We start from the raw sequence: 14,164 nt of genomic DNA, 5'->3' as shown, positions 1-14,164 counted from the left end.
GTGACACCAGACGAGATCTCCGCAATCGACAGCGCGCACGTGTGGCACCCGTACGGCGGCTTTCCGGCGACGACCGCTCCGCTGGTCGTGGCAAGTGCCAGCGGCACGCGACTCACGCTCGCAGACGGCCGTGAACTGGTCGACGGCATGAGTTCGTGGTGGGCCGTCGTCCATGGTTACCGCAACCCGGTACTCGACGCGGCGATCACCGATCAGGTCGGGCGCATGAGCCACGTCATGTTCGGCGGCCTCACCCACGAGCCTGCCGTACGGCTGGTTCAGCTCTTGGTGGACATCACGCCACCCGGGCTGGACAAGGTGTTTCTGGCGGACTCCGGTTCGGTGTCGGTCGAGGTCGCGGCCAAGATGTGCCTGCAGTACTGGCGCAGCGTCGACAAGCCCGAGAAGCATCGCCTGCTGACGTGGCGCGGCGGCTATCACGGCGACACCTTCACCCCGATGAGCGTCTGTGACCCCGAGGGCGGAATGCACTCGCTCTGGACCGATATCCTCGCCGAGCAGATCTTCGCGCCTGCGCCGCCGCGCGAGTTCGAGTCGGCCTATGTCGAAGAATTCGGTGCGCTGCTCGCAGCACATGCGCACGAAGTCGCCGCGGTGATCGTCGAACCTGTCGTGCAGGGCGCGGGCGGGATGCGCTTTCACGATCCGCGGTATCTGCGGGAACTGCGCAGCCTCTGCGACGAGCACGATGTCCTCTTGGTTTTCGACGAGATCGCGACCGGCTTCGGCCGGACCGGCGAACTCTTCGCTGCCGACCACGCCGGGGTCAGCCCGGATGTCATGTGCGTCGGCAAGGCTTTGACCGGCGGTTACATGACGTTGGCCGCGGCTCTGTGTACGTCGCGTATTGCGGAAACGATCAGCGCCGCGCACGGCGGCCTGATGCACGGCCCAACCTTTATGGGCAATCCGCTCGCCTGCGCCACGGCTGTCGCGTCGATCGAATTGCTGTTCTCGCGGGATTGGCGCGCGGAGGTTTCGATGGTGTCGCAGGCCCTGGAGCAGGGGCTTTCTCCGGCTCGAGAGCTTCCTGGCGTGGTCGAGGTGCGGGTTCTCGGCGCGATCGGCGTCATCGAACTCGACCACCCGGTCGACATGCAGGTGGCGACCGACGCTGCCGTCACCGCGGGGGTCTGGCTACGACCGTTCCGGAATCTGATCTATGCGATGCCTCCGTTTGTGAGCACCGAATCAGACGTTGCGCAGATCGCAGCAGCGATGGTGGCGGTCGCGCGACTCGCTTGATTACTTGAACACCGTTCAAGTCGAGTATGCTGCCACTCGTGGGAACCGATCGAAACGCCCTGCGCTGGCTCGACGACCGTGAACGGGAACGTCGCGCCGCTGGGCTGCGCCGCGAACTGCGACCGCGCACGCCCGTCACCGGGCTGATCGATCTCGCCTCCAACGACTACCTCGGACTCGTCCGTCACCCCGACGTCGTCGATGGCGCTGTCGCCTCGCTGCGACGGTGGGGCACCGGCTCGACGGGTTCGCGTTTGGTCACCGGGTCCACGACCGAGCACGCGATGCTCGAACGTGAGCTGGCCGAATTCGTCGGTGTCGAAGCGGGTCTCGTCTTCGCGTCCGGTTACGCGGCGAACCTCGGGGCGGTCACCGCACTGGCAGGTCGGGGATCGCTCGTCGTGTCCGACGCCGGGAGTCATGCGTCTCTGGTGGACGCCTGCAGGCTGTCGCGTGCCCGGGTTCAGGTGACCGCGCACGGTGACCTCGTCGCGATCGAAGACGCTCTGCGCAACCGGGTCGAGGAGCGCGCACTGCTGTTGACCGATTCGGTGTTCAGCGCGGACGGCGACCTCGCGCCGCTGATCGAGATGCATCGGCTGACGCGAAAGTACGGAGCCGTTCTTGTCGTCGACGAGGCGCACGGCATCGGCGTCCGTGGCGACGGCGGGCGGGGGCTCGTGCATGAGCTCGGTTTGTCCGGCGCTGCCGACATCGTCGTCACCGCGACTCTCTCCAAGTCTCTCGCGAGCCAGGGCGGCGTCGTCCTCGCAAGCGGCAAAGTCTGTGCGCACCTTGTCGATTCGGCCCGAACGTTCATCTTCGACACTGGCCTCGCGCCGGCGGCGGTCGGTGCCGCGCGTGCCGCTCTCGCTGTGTTGCGAAGGGAACCGGAGCGCGCTGGCGCAGTGCTGGACCGAGCCGCGGACATCGCCGAGATCGCCGGCGTCGAACGTCCCGAATCTGCAGTCGTATCCGTGATCCTCGGTGATCCGCAACGTGCCTTCGACGCGGCGACGGCGTGCCGTGAGAACGGTTTGAGCGTCGGCTGCTTCCGTCCGCCGTCGGTGCCCGAGGGGACCTCCAGGTTGCGCCTGACCGCGCGCGCAAATCTGACGGCCGCAGAGTTGCACACGATCGATCGCGTGTTGACCGACGTCCTCTCGGCTGCTGCGCGGTGACGCTCCTGCTTGTGACGGGAACGTCGACCGGCGTCGGAAAGACCGTTGTAACAGCTGCGTTGGCTGCGGTCGCCGTAGCGGCCGGACGATCGGTCGCGGTGTGCAAGCCGGCGCAGACCGGTGTTGCCGTCGGCGAAGCGGGGGACCTCGAGGACATCCGACGGCTCTCCGGCGTCGAGGACCTGACCGAGCTTGCCAGGTATCCGGATCCACTTGCCCCCGACACCGCGGCGCGCCGAAGTGGTCTGCCGCCGCTGAACTTGGCGCAGGTCGTCGCCGCTGTCCGGGAGTTGGATGCTCGTTCGGGCGTCACGCTCGTCGAGGGTGCGGGAGGTCTTCTCGTCGGGCTCGGTGCCGGGGGATTCACGTTGCTCGACGTCGCGCGCGAGCTGTCGGCGCCGGTCGTGATCGTGGCCGCCGCTGGTCTCGGCACCCTCAACCACAGTGCCTTGACCGTCCACGCTCTGGCTGCCGCCGGCGTGGAATGCGCTGGGCTGATTGTGGGTTCGTGGCCACAGCGCCCGGACCTTGCGTCGGAATGCAATGTGGAAGACCTGCCCCGGGTCACGGGTGTCGACGTCGTCGGATCTGTTCCGGAAGGGGCGGGCGGCCTCGACCACCTGACGTTCGTCGCCTCGGCCGTGGAGTGGTTCGACAAGTCCTGGGTTGCCCAGCACTTCTGATCTTCGTAGAACGGTGCCGTGCCGCGAGCGGGCTCAGGTGGCGGTGTGGGGGCGGGTTTCCCGCCACAGCAGCCCGTTCGTCCCAAGCACCAGCGGAACACAGCGTTCGGGTCGTAGTCGGCGCACGATCAGGTTGCCATTGCGCAAAGTTCACTGCGGGGGCAGCCAGACCTTGCAACAATGCACAAGTGAGCGACTTCGACGTTTTGGTGATGGGTTCCGGGCCGGGTGGCCAGCGCGCGGCGATTGCGGCGGCGAAGCTGGACAAGACGGTTGCGGTCGTCGAACTGCGGGACATGATCGGTGGGGTGTGTATCAACACTGGCACGATCCCGTCGAAAACTTTGCGTGAAGCCGTCGTCTATCTGACCGGCATGAGCCAGCGCGAGATGTACGGCAGCGCGTACAAGGTGAAGGAGGACATCACCAAAGACGACCTCATGGCGCGCACCCACCATGTCATGGGCAGGCAGATCGACGTCATCCGTAGCCAGCTGTCGCGCAACCACGTCACGCTCCTCACCGGGCTGGGGCATTTCACGGACCCGCACACCATCGAGATTCAGGACGGGACCGGGCAGAACCGAGTCGTCACAGCCGACAAGATCATCATTGCCACCGGCACCAAACCCGCTCGTCCGGAAACCGTCGAGTTCGACAACAAGACGATCATCGACTCGGACGGAATTCTCGATCTCGAGCGCATACCGCAGACGATGGTCGTGGTCGGCGCAGGCGTCATCGGCATCGAGTACGCATCCATGTTTGCAGCACTCGGCACGAAGGTCACCGTCGTCGAGCGGCGCCCCAACATCCTGGATTTCTGTGACCGCGAGGTCGTGGAAGCCCTGAAGTACCAGCTGCGCGATCTGGCGGTCACCTTCCGGTTCGGTGAGACCGTCGCCAGCGTCGAGCGGTACTCGAAGGGTGCGGTCACCATCCTCGAATCCGGTAAGAAGATTCCTGCCGAGACTGTCATGTATTCGGCTGGGCGGCAGGGGCTTACGGAGCGCCTGGACCTCGAGAAGGCCGGCTTGGCCGCCGACGATCGCGGGCGGATCAAGGTCGACGAGAACTTCGCGACCGAGGTACCGCATATCTACGCGGTGGGTGATGTCATCGGCTTCCCGGCGCTCGCGGCGACCTCGATGGAGCAGGGCCGCTTGGCCGCACATCACGCGTGTGGCGAGCCGGTACACGGCCTGAACGATCTGCAGCCGATCGGTATCTACACCATTCCCGAGATCAGCTTCGTCGGTAAGACCGAGCACGAATTGACCGAAGCGCGAGTGCCTTTCGAGGTCGGCATTTCACGGTACCGGGAGCTGGCGCGCGGGCAGATCGTCGGCGATTCGTACGGGGTCCTGAAGCTGCTGGTCTCGCCAGAGGACCGAAGAGTGCTGGGCGTCCACATCTTCGGCACCCAGGCGACGGAACTCGTCCATATCGGTCAGGCCGTCATGGGGTGCGGTGGAACTGTCGACTACCTCGTCGACGCGGTGTTCAACTACCCGACCCTGGCCGAGTCCTACAAGGTCGCCGCGCTCGACGCGATGAACAAGATCCGGCAACTCGCGGTGCTCTCCGACTGAATATTCAGGTGCGCCAGACGATCTGCGCGCGTAATGTTCCTCCGCTGTGAGTACACCGACCTTGAACGTCACCGACCTGCGCGCCGCGCTGGACGGCGAATCGTCGTGTGTCCGGCGCACCCTGGACGTGCTCGGCGAGATTCTCTCCGGCACAAAGGAAGACCGGCTCACCGACGAGACGTTCGCCGCGCACCACCTCGGCGCCCGGCATTCGGAGTTGGTCGCCGAGATGGTCAAATTGTCGGCGACGTCCACCCTCGCGACGGCCGCGACAATTGTCGAACTCATCGAATTGCACCATCCCGCGGTCGGTCCCGGCGACGACAGCGATCCGCCGGAGTGGCGGCGTCTGGAAATCGACGATGTCTCGTTCTCGTTGCCGAAGACACTGTCGCTGTTCTTTCCGGCACACACATTGGGGTCGGCGGCGACGGTGGTTCGGCTGATCGGCGCCGATGTCTACCGCGGTCCGGCGTTGTTCGTGTACGCGGCTCCGCCCGACCGTGAGATCGCGCGGGCAGTATTCGACTCGATCACCGCGACAGCGAAGACGAAGAACCTCCTTCGCGGGCGGGCGTTGCTTGCGTCGTGCAACGACGGGCTGCAGCTCGACATCACCGAGCTGGCACCGCGTGATCGTGCGAGCCTGTGTGTACCGCAGCAGGTGTGGGACGAGATCGACGTCAACGTCGCCTCGCTGACGTCGCGTGCAGAACTCATGCGCGAGCTCGGCCTCGGTACCCGCCGCGGCATCCTTCTGGCAGGTCCGCCGGGTGTAGGGAAGAGCGCGATCAGCGCCATCGTCGCGACGGAGCTGCTGGGGGAGTTCACCGTCATTTTCGTCGACGCGCGTGCGGCGAGTTACGTACTGCGCGCCGTCTTCGAGGAGTGCAAGGAACTCGGTCCGACGGTCGTCGTACTGGAAGATATCGACCTCTACATCGGCGACCGCAGCGCCGGCACCGGTGGCGCGGGGCTTGCGGAATTCCTTGCGGTGATGGACGGTTCGCAGCGGTACGACGACGTGCTGACGCTTGCATCGACGAACGACCCTGCGGCACTGGACAAGGCGGCAACCCGTGCTTCGCGTTTCGACGCGATCATCCACCTCGACTATCCGGACATTGCCGGTCGCGCCGAGATTCTCCGCCGGCTCCTCGGGAATCTGCACTGCGCTGCCGAGATCGATACCCGGGCGGTTGCGGCGGGCATCGGAGTGGATGTTTCCGGTGCGGATCTGCGTGAGATCGTGCGGCGTGCGGTGCTGGCGCACGGCTCCGATCTGACGACGGGCCGATTGCGTGATGTGATTGCGCAGGGCCGTTGGAAGCCTGAACCGTTGGTGGGAAACTATCTCTGACGTCGAGACGTGAGGCAGACATGAAGCGTGCACTGACAATCGCAGCCGTGACATTCTCGCTTGCGGTGTTCAACGCTGGATCCGCCGAAGCAGTCAGAAAAGGTGACTTCATCAGGTACGTCGTGACGACGGACTCGGGGGCCGCGTCGATCACCTGGTACGACCACTTCAACGATCAGCAGCAGAACCCGGACATGAAGACGCCGGCGGTGATCTCGTTCCAAGCCAAGGAGGAGCACCCGATCGCTGTGGTGACGGCGCAAACCTTCGGTGAGTTCGTCTCGTGCACGCTCTACATCAATGGCGGATTCGTGGACAGCGAAGAGGCCTTCGGCCAATCCGCCGTCGCGACGTGCGGACCGGACTGACGTCAGGCTCGCGCGCGGTTTCCGAGACGATGGCGGACGCCGCCGATGAACAGTTGGAGTCCGAACTCGAACCGGGCCGATGCGTCGGGTGCCTCGAAGAGCGGCGACGCATCTTCGGCGAGCACGCCCGCGGAATCCAGCTGCATCCGGGACTGTTCGTCGACGGTCTGGCCGAGTACGTAATGCAGGATCGCGTGTGCTGCCAGTTCGGCATCGGCGCGCGGCATTCCGGCGCGCAGGGCAGACGAGACGAACTTTTCTCGAGTGTGCGTCGTCGTGAGTCTGCTTGCATACGTTGCGGATACGAGCTCGGCTCCGTCGCGATGCGAGAGGAGCGCGTCGCGGAAACGGCGGGCTACTTCGACGATCTGGGCGTCCCATGTCCCTGCCGCGACAGGGCCCTCGACGGGAGCGAGGATCGTGTCCGCGATCGCGCCGAGCAGCGTCTGCTTGTTCGGGAAGTGCCAGTACAGGGCGCCAGGCTGAACTTTGAGAGAACTCGCGAGACGGCGCATGGTGAGGTCCGCGAGGCCGTATTCGTCGAGGATCGCGATGGCACCATCCAGGACGTCTTGCCGACGCAGTTGCACGTTCTGCCCTTCCCTGCTTTGACTCCGGACAGGAGCTACCCTAACCTGAACGCTGTTCAAGTTGTCAGCATCACCAAGTGCACGCGGGCAGATCGGCGCTGGCGCGCCGCGCGGCCTCGACGTGTTCCCGAAGGGACTCATCGTGACTCAGGCACCCGCCAGGACAGATATCCTCGCCACCGCTCGCGAGCAGGTGCTCGAACGCGGCGAAGGGCTCAGTGAGGCTCAGGTCCTCGAGGTCTTGCGACTCGACGACGACCGGCTCGAGGAGCTGCTCGCCCTCGCACACGACGTGCGCATGAAGTGGTGTGGTCCCGAAGTCGAGGTCGAGGGCATCATCAGCCTGAAGACCGGCGGTTGCCCCGAGGACTGCCACTTCTGCTCGCAGTCGGGGCTGTTCCAGTCGCCGGTCCGTGCGGCCTGGCTCGACATCCCGTCGCTGGTCGAGGCGGCGAAGCAGACTGCAAAATCGGGTGCTTCCGAGTTCTGTATCGTCGCCGCTGTCCGCGGCCCGGACGCGCGGCTGCTTGCCCAGGTCGCTGCCGGTATCGAAGCGATCCGCAACGAGGTCGACATCCAGATCGCCTGCTCGCTCGGCATGCTCACTCAGGAACAGGTCGACCAGCTCGCCGCGATGGGCGTCCACCGCTACAACCACAACCTCGAAACTTCGAAGTCGCACTTTCCGAACGTCGTCACCACGCACACGTGGGAAGAGCGTTGGGACACGCTCCGAATGGTTCGCGCAGCCGGCATGGAGGTCTGCTGCGGCGGCATTCTCGGCATGGGGGAGTCGCTCGAACAGCGCGCCGAGTTCGCGGCGAACCTTGCCGAGCTCGAACCGGACGAGGTTCCCCTCAACTTCCTCAACCCGCGACCGGGCACGCCGTTCGGTGACCTCGAAGTGCTGCCCGCCAGCGAGGCGCTCAAGTCGGTAGCCGCGTTCCGCCTGGCCCTGCCGCGTACGATCCTGCGTTTCGCCGGTGGCCGCGAGATCACGCTCGGAGACCTCGGCGCCAAGCAGGGAATCCTCGGCGGCATCAACGCCGTCATCGTCGGCAACTACCTGACCACGCTCGGCCGGCCGGCCGAACAGGACCTCGATCTGCTGGGCGAGTTGCAGATGCCGATCAAGGCTCTCAACAGCACGCTGTGACGGTAGGAATGCCCCTCACTCCGCTCGACCTGCCATTATCTGTACCCATGGACGAGCGCTACAACCCCTTCACCGGCCGGCGAGTAGTTGCCGGCCACGATGACGCGGTACCCGCCGCAGCCGCTCTCGGGTTGGAACCACCGCGCTTCTGCGAACAGTGCGGGCGGCGCATGATCGTGCAGGTCAGCCCTGACGGCTGGTGGGCGAAGTGCTCGCGGCACGGTGTCATCGACTCGTCCGACCTCGAACACCGTCGATGAATCGCTGGGGCCGGGAGACTCTCGCGGCGTTGGCAGTCTTCGTCGGCTGGCTCGTCATCAGCGTCATCGGTGGTGTCGTGTGGGGATTCCTCGCGCCCGCCGAGCATCTCGTAGTTTTCGAACCGGGACGGATGCAGACGATCGCGGGCGAAAGCGGCCACTACTTCGACTCGGTGGCGATATTTGCCGCCATCTCGTTGGTCGTCGCAATCGTCGGTTCGGCCGCGACGTGGCGCTGGCGTTCCATGCGTGGCCCGATCCTGTTCGCAGGACTCTTCCTCGGCGCGCTCGACGGTGCCCGTGAAATGATGTTCACCGGGGAACTGGTTGCGCGACTGCGATTTCCGGAGATCGTCGAACCGGCTGTCGGCGAGGTCGTTGCGGTGGCACCGACGATCGACACCTTGCTGGTCCTGATCATCGCGCCGCTGATTGCCTGCCTGTCCGTACTCGTGATGGCCGCAATAAATCCGCGTGACGATCTTGGCGTCGAAGGCGACGATCGCAACGACGTTGGGCCGCCGTTCGCTACACAAGGCGCAGCGCCCGCGTTTGCCGCACCGCAGCCTTCCGTCGACAGTTCGGCGAGCCCGCAGGACGGGTGATCCGGCGAGGCGCCAGGTCACTCACCACTCCACCCCGACCTCGTCCTCGATTCCGAGGTCGCGGCAGAGCGCGCGGATTGCGCTGCAGTCCTGGACCACTCGCGACGCTGCCGCGGCTTCGACGTCGGCCATGATGCGACTTGCACCGGGGATCTCTTCGGCGTCGAGGATGGCGCGCCAGGTCGTGAAGTCGTTTCCTGCGAAGGCTTCGATGCCGCGACCGAGCGTGGTGATCAGGACTCGCCGGTCGGCGTGGTTCAACGTGTCGTAGACAGCACGAACCAGTTCGCCCGCTACCGACGAGTGGGAGAGTTCGTCTCGCCGATGCAGCGCGACCGTGGAGCGATTGACCGATTGCACCGCTTCGCTGTCGGTCATCAACGCGAGGTATCCACTGATGGAGGTCTCGGCAGCGGTCGTGAAGGCGACGCGAACCAGCGCCGCCTCGCGGCGCGAGGAAGCGGCCGCTATCGACGAATCATGTTCCCGCACCGTGAGACTGCGCGGTAGCAGATTGTCGGGGAGCTGCCAGCCGCGCCGCCGCCGTGTCAACGCGCTCGCGTTGAGGTGCATCAGCGTGTGGTATTCCTCGTCGACCATCGCCTGCAAAGCTGCGACCTTGTGTTTGTCGCCGAATCCGACGTCGAGTTCGTCCCGCGAGAGGAGCCCGAATCCGGGATTGACGACGAACTGCTCGATGTCCATGACGTTCTTGTTGTATGCGATCCACGCCCACGCCCGGAGTCGGTCCTGCTGCGTCCCGTTCAGACCGAGGAAGCACTCGTGGTCGTGGAACGGGATCATCTCTTCCGGGAAGTCTGCCTTCGCGGGATCGAAAAGATCATCCAGTTCCGGTTCCTTCTTCTTGACCGTGGCGCGTCGTGGCCAGGTGCGGACCAGTCCGTTGATGATCGCGCCCTCGACCGGGTTGCTCCTGTCGTGCTCCGGTAACGCGGGTGCTGTGACGGAGTACGTCGTCATCGAATCACCTGGATGAGGCGCCGGCACAACTCTTGGTAATTGTCGACGTGGCCGTCGAGGGGTTTCGCCGCCCGTACCATCAGTTCGGCGAAGTCACCGCCGGTGTCGACGACGTCGGTGAGTTCGCTTATTGCGCTGGCCAACGCTTTTCGTGCGTCACGCGCATAGGGGTTGCCTGCCTGGATGTCCAGGTAAACCTCGGGTGCGCCGCCGGAAACGCGGGCGAGCAACGCCAGCATGACGTTGTGCGGCGGCGTCGCGATAGGCACCAGTTCGCTGCCTGCGACCTCGAGATTCGCCAACGCCAGCCCGAACGTCAGTACGGCGGCATGGGTCAATGCCTGGGTCGCCGCGCAGCGTCGGTCGTGCTCGTCGGCACTGAGTTCGACGATACGTGCGCCCCAGTCGCGCAGGGTCTTTCGCACCTCGTCGACGGCGGGACCGTCCCGATGCACGACCACGCCGACCGGTCGATCGGCGAATCCGAGACTCGGCGCGAACATCGGATTTATGCCGACCGACGCAACGGTCGCACCGGCAAGCCGTTCGTGGATATCCGTCTTCACCGATAGCGTCTCGAGGAGCAAAGCGTCCGGCGCGAGCAATCCCGCTACGTCGGCAGCGACGGCGACCGCTACCTCCTCGGGAAGGGCGAGGGCGACCAGCGCTGAGTCTTGGAGCGCTGCAACGACTGCGGCGGTCGGCTCGCGGATGTCGGCGCAGACGTAGTCGGCAGCGTCAGCAGGTTGCTGATCGATCACCACCACCCGGCGCCCGGTCGCGCGCCAGAGTGGTACGAGCAGTTGTCCCATCGCGCCCGATCCGCCGACAACTGTTATGTGGCCCGAACTTTGGCTCACCGAGCGCCCGTGCCGGTCGGTGGCCCGTGCTGGCCGGCCGTTTCGGACAGGCACCGCCGCATGGCTGCCGCTTTGACGAGGGTTTCGTTCACTTCTTCGGCGGGATCCGACAGTGCGACGATGGCGCCGCCGATTCCGAAGCTCACTTCGTGATCGGTCGCGACGACGGTGCGGATGACGACCGAGAAGTCGGCGGTGCCCGTCAGCGAAAAGTACCCGATGGCACCGGAATACACGCCCCGTGGGCCGTCTTCGAGCTTGTCGATGATCTCCATCGTCCGGATCTTCGGTGCGCCCGTCATCGACCCGGCTGGGAAGGCCGCACGAACACACTCGACGGGTGAGACGTCGTCGCGCAGCGTCCCGCGCACGGTCGAAACAAGTTGGTGGACAGCCGCATAGGTTTCCACGTCGAACAGCGTCGGCACGTGGACGGATCCCGGCACGCACACCTTTGTCAGATCGTTTCGGACGAGGTCCACGATCATGAGGTTCTCGGCACGGTCCTTCTCGCTGCGCACCAGGTCTTTTCGCAGTAGATCGTCCTCGGCCTCGGTCTTGGCGCGCGGACGAGTGCCTTTGATCGGCTTCGACTCGACGACTCGGTCGGCGTCGATGCGCAGAAATCGTTCGGGTGACGCGCTCAGCACCGAACTGCCCGAGAACCGCAGGAGCGCGCTGTAGGGAGTGGGGTTGATCTCCCGAAGGCAGCTGAACGTGTCGATCGGATCGATCGAGCGCTCAACTGTCGCAACGTTTGTCAGGCACACCTCGTACGTCTCGCCGGACCGGATCTCTTCGAGCGACTGCGCTATGAGGTCGATGTAGCGGTCGTAGTCGTGGCGCAGTTTCAGGTCGGTCGGATCGTCGATGCCGACGATCGGCGCCGGCGTCACCGGTGCCCGGTCCGGCTCTTCCAGCCGCTGCAGAATCGCCGTCGTCGAATCGAGCCACAGCTCCGCCTCGGTGTCGCCGAGTGGGTCGCGCAAGCACAGCAGGTACGCGCAACCGTCCTCGTGATCGATCACGACGGCGCGGTCGGCGAACACCATGGAAGCGTCGGCGTCGGCGTTCGTGTGAACCAGTTGCCCGCCGGCGTCTGCTTTGAGTTCGTAGCCGAGGAAGCCGACGTAGCCGAGGCCGAATGCGAACGGCACACCGGAGAGTTTGGGAACCGTCCGGCGGGCCAATTGGCGCTCGAGGTAGTCGAAGAGCGTTGCACGGTGTTCCTCGACCGCTTGCCCGGCGCGGTGCACCCGGACGGTGGTTTCCGCGACCGTGTAGGTGACGAATTCGGCGCGCGGTCCGGAGCTGTCGCCCAGAACGCTGAAACGTGAACGCCTTTCGCGTCCACTGCTGCCGTCGAGCCAGAAGCTGTGTTTAGCCGCGGCGAACAGTCGCTCGTAGACCGCGTGCGCGTCGATGCTGCGGTCGATCCGGCGAACCGCTATGTCGAGCTTCGACTGCGGGACCGGTGCGGCGCGGGGGAGCGTCGCATGCGGAACGTGTGAGGAACGCGTGGGCGTGAGCTTGCGGAAGTTGTCGAGTAGTTCGCGACCGAACTCGGTGCAGATCGATTCGGGATGGAACTGGACGCCCCACAGCGGGCGCGTACGGTGCGCCACGCCCATGACAAGTCCGTCGGCTGTCCAGGCGGTCGCAACCATGTCGGCGGGTACGTCCTCGACGATGAGCGAGTGGTAGCGGATGGCGTCGAACGGCGACGGTATGCCGTCGAACAAGCCAGTCCCGCTGTGGTGAATCTGCGAGATTCGGCCGTGCCTCGGCTCGGGGGCGAGAACGACGGGGCTGCCGAAGAGATTGCACAGTCCCTGATGCCCGAGGCAGACGCCGAGAACCGGCAGGTTCGATTCCAGAATTGCTCGCCTGCTGATGCCGAAGTCACGTTCACGGTCGGGTCGGCCCGGCCCCGGGGACACGACGATGTTGTCGAACTCGCTCAGGCGCAACAACTCCCAGTCGGAGTCGTTCGCGACAACCGTCGGCGCGGTTCCGTTCACCTCGGTCAGCAAGCCGAACAGGTTGTAGGTGAAGGAATCGTAGTTGTCGATCAGCAGAGTCCGAGTGACCACCGATCACCTCTGCTTCTCGACGGCGTGATCCGGGGTCTGCCCGGCGTCGGCGTAGATGATCTCGTCCTCGACGCGGCAGGCCTCACCGATCAGCAGATCGTAGAGAGAACGAAGAAATTCGGGGGACAGTCGATGCTCGTCGGCGAACCGCTGGGCGCGCTCGTGCACTACCCGCATCCGGCCGGGTTGCATCATCGGTATGTCATAGTGTTGCTTGAGAACGGCGATCTGTTCAATGACCTCGATGCGCGCACGCACAATTTCCATGAGTCGGCTGTCGACGTAGTCGAGGTCGGCCCGCAATTTCGCCAACTTCAATTCCGATGACGCGACTTCTTGGTCGTTCGTGGCGACGGCGATCATGCGATCCACCGGTGGACCCCCTCGTTCTCGGATTTTCCCGGACTGTCGGCGCATTTTCGCGTGCGAATTGCGCGCAAAAATTTCGCCATATTCGGCAGTACTTACATGCCCCCGACGGTCGATTCGCCAATTCTGAAATGCCGACGAATCAGACGAGCAATGTTACGGTGCCCCGGTTCGGGGCTTTTCAAACAAATCTCCAAATAACTCGTAAACGTCATTCCAATAGGTCGATCGACTCCCTTTCTGTGCCGCGGTGGACCCTCCGCGGAGCGGTCCGGGGCTCGAGCCGCGCGGTGACTGGACGAACCATCCGCGCTCCTTCCGAGCAGGTGGACAACAGAGCGGGCCGTGCCCGACCCTCCGCGAAACGCGAATTACGACCCATCAGAATCGCAGCACAAGAACGTATTCCAGTCAACACAGTAATTGCATCGGGGAATTTGCATCGCTTGCGCAGCGATACCAAAAGAGGTGTCCATGATTTGGGTTCGGAGCCACTCAGTAGGTGGATGAGTACGGTGACGCCATCGTGATCAAGAAGAGATCATTCGGTTATCAAACGGCTGAGGTGACCCAATGCTCCCGCAAAACCCCAGGTCGCAGGGGTGCAATTCACCTGCCTGGAGTCCATCGAAGTAGCGAAAAGAAAACTTAACGTATGTTAGAACGCGAGATTTCGGGCATCGAGACTGCTTCGAAAAAGCACAAAGAATTGCCCATCCAAACGTGCGCATGGCTCCGAATCGTCAATTGGAGGTCAGCTGAGCCAATGCTGTGGTTCAGCTATGCAGGCGTATTTGGAT

General features: G+C 64.4%; 14 protein-coding genes. 9 read left to right on the top strand and 5 right to left on the bottom strand.

Features of this window, described 5'->3' with window-relative positions:
- The 6 genes from JGU72_RS00700 to JGU72_RS00675 all read left to right on the top strand — a co-directional run bounded on the left by JGU72_RS00700 (nucleotide 1) and on the right by JGU72_RS00675 (nucleotide 6,450).
- Nucleotides 1-1,266 carry an adenosylmethionine--8-amino-7-oxononanoate transaminase gene (locus JGU72_RS00700; protein ID WP_307828248.1) on the top strand — a complete coding sequence of 422 codons (1,266 nt, stop codon included), beginning with the start codon at nucleotides 1-3 and terminating at the stop codon, nucleotides 1,264-1,266.
- Nucleotides 1,267-1,292: 26 nt separating this feature from the next.
- Entirely contained in the window at nucleotides 1,293-2,447 is a 1,155-nt protein-coding gene (locus JGU72_RS00695) for an 8-amino-7-oxononanoate synthase (RefSeq protein ID WP_199681846.1), read from the top strand.
- Nucleotides 2,444-3,130, top strand: coding sequence for a dethiobiotin synthase (bioD, locus tag JGU72_RS00690; RefSeq protein ID WP_199681845.1), 687 nt, complete (start codon nucleotides 2,444-2,446; stop codon nucleotides 3,128-3,130). The genes JGU72_RS00695 and bioD overlap by 4 nt, the downstream gene beginning before the upstream one ends.
- A gap of 188 nt (nucleotides 3,131-3,318) precedes the next feature.
- Complete coding sequence (gene sthA / locus JGU72_RS00685) at nucleotides 3,319-4,722, top strand: Si-specific NAD(P)(+) transhydrogenase (RefSeq protein ID WP_199681844.1); 1,404 nt, start codon at nucleotides 3,319-3,321, stop codon at nucleotides 4,720-4,722.
- 46 nt (nucleotides 4,723-4,768) lie between these two features.
- The gene (locus JGU72_RS31175; protein WP_199681843.1) at nucleotides 4,769-6,082 is read left to right on the top strand and encodes an AAA family ATPase; all 1,314 of its coding nucleotides are present in this window, start codon (nucleotides 4,769-4,771) and stop codon (nucleotides 6,080-6,082) included.
- A 47-nt stretch (nucleotides 6,083-6,129) separates the two neighbouring features.
- Nucleotides 6,130-6,450: a hypothetical protein gene (locus tag JGU72_RS00675; protein WP_199681842.1), complete on the top strand. Its 321-nt coding sequence runs from the start codon at nucleotides 6,130-6,132 to the stop codon at nucleotides 6,448-6,450.
- Between the two features lie 2 nt (nucleotides 6,451-6,452).
- Here the strand turns inward: JGU72_RS00675 and JGU72_RS00670 are convergent, their stop codons facing one another.
- Nucleotides 6,453-7,040 carry a TetR/AcrR family transcriptional regulator C-terminal domain-containing protein gene (locus tag JGU72_RS00670; RefSeq protein ID WP_199681841.1) on the bottom strand — a complete coding sequence of 196 codons (588 nt, stop codon included), beginning with the start codon at nucleotides 7,038-7,040 and terminating at the stop codon, nucleotides 6,453-6,455.
- 142 nt (nucleotides 7,041-7,182) lie between these two features.
- Here JGU72_RS00670 and bioB point away from each other — a divergent pair, with 142 nt between their 5' ends.
- The 3 genes from bioB to JGU72_RS00655 are packed head-to-tail and all read left to right on the top strand — an operon-like array spanning nucleotide 7,183 to nucleotide 9,061.
- A complete protein-coding gene (bioB, locus tag JGU72_RS00665) occupies nucleotides 7,183-8,196 on the top strand; it encodes a biotin synthase BioB (RefSeq protein ID WP_199683111.1) in 1,014 nt (337 codons plus the stop codon).
- Nucleotides 8,197-8,243: 47 nt separating this feature from the next.
- Nucleotides 8,244-8,456 (top strand): biotin synthase auxiliary protein BsaP, encoded by a 213-nt coding sequence (gene bsaP / locus JGU72_RS00660; RefSeq protein WP_199681840.1) that lies wholly within the window; start codon nucleotides 8,244-8,246, stop codon nucleotides 8,454-8,456.
- Nucleotides 8,453-9,061, top strand: coding sequence for a DUF2567 domain-containing protein (locus JGU72_RS00655; RefSeq protein WP_199681839.1), 609 nt, complete (start codon nucleotides 8,453-8,455; stop codon nucleotides 9,059-9,061). Before bsaP ends, JGU72_RS00655 begins: the two co-directional genes overlap by 4 nt.
- 21 nt (nucleotides 9,062-9,082) lie before the next feature.
- Here the strand turns inward: JGU72_RS00655 and JGU72_RS00650 are convergent, their stop codons facing one another.
- The 4 genes from JGU72_RS00650 to JGU72_RS00635 are packed head-to-tail and all read right to left on the bottom strand — an operon-like array spanning nucleotide 9,083 to nucleotide 13,358.
- On the bottom strand, nucleotides 9,083-10,042 hold the full coding sequence (locus tag JGU72_RS00650; protein WP_199681838.1) for an AurF N-oxygenase family protein: 960 nt from the start codon (nucleotides 10,040-10,042) through the stop codon (nucleotides 9,083-9,085).
- The gene (locus JGU72_RS00645) at nucleotides 10,039-10,902 is read right to left on the bottom strand and encodes a prephenate dehydrogenase dimerization domain-containing protein (protein ID WP_307828247.1); all 864 of its coding nucleotides are present in this window, start codon (nucleotides 10,900-10,902) and stop codon (nucleotides 10,039-10,041) included. Before JGU72_RS00645 ends, JGU72_RS00650 begins: the two co-directional genes overlap by 4 nt.
- A complete protein-coding gene (gene pabB, locus JGU72_RS00640; RefSeq protein WP_199681837.1) occupies nucleotides 10,899-12,995 on the bottom strand; it encodes an aminodeoxychorismate synthase component I in 2,097 nt (698 codons plus the stop codon). Before pabB ends, JGU72_RS00645 begins: the two co-directional genes overlap by 4 nt.
- 3 nt (nucleotides 12,996-12,998) lie before the next feature.
- Nucleotides 12,999-13,358 (bottom strand): chorismate mutase, encoded by a 360-nt coding sequence (locus JGU72_RS00635; protein ID WP_199683109.1) that lies wholly within the window; start codon nucleotides 13,356-13,358, stop codon nucleotides 12,999-13,001.
- Between the last annotated feature and the right edge of the window lie 806 nt (nucleotides 13,359-14,164).

Source organism: Antrihabitans auranticaus (genome assembly GCF_016481275.1).
Lineage (GTDB): Bacteria > Actinomycetota > Actinomycetes > Mycobacteriales > Mycobacteriaceae > Antrihabitans.
The sequence above is the reverse complement of the archived record's forward strand: the minus strand, read 5'-3'. Positions and strand labels throughout refer to the sequence as shown.

Coding starts and splice junctions, on each gene's coding strand:
- JGU72_RS00695 (WP_199681846.1), top strand. CDS start 1,293: ATGCTGCCACTCGTGGGAACCGATCGAAACGCCCTGCGCTGGCTCGAC.
- bsaP (WP_199681840.1), top strand. CDS start 8,244: ATGGACGAGCGCTACAACCCCTTCACCGGCCGGCGAGTAGTTGCCGGC.
- JGU72_RS00655 (WP_199681839.1), top strand. CDS start 8,453: ATGAATCGCTGGGGCCGGGAGACTCTCGCGGCGTTGGCAGTCTTCGTC.
- JGU72_RS00650 (WP_199681838.1), bottom strand. CDS start 10,042: ATGACGACGTACTCCGTCACAGCACCCGCGTTACCGGAGCACGACAGG.
- JGU72_RS00635 (WP_199683109.1), bottom strand. CDS start 13,358: ATGATCGCCGTCGCCACGAACGACCAAGAAGTCGCGTCATCGGAATTG.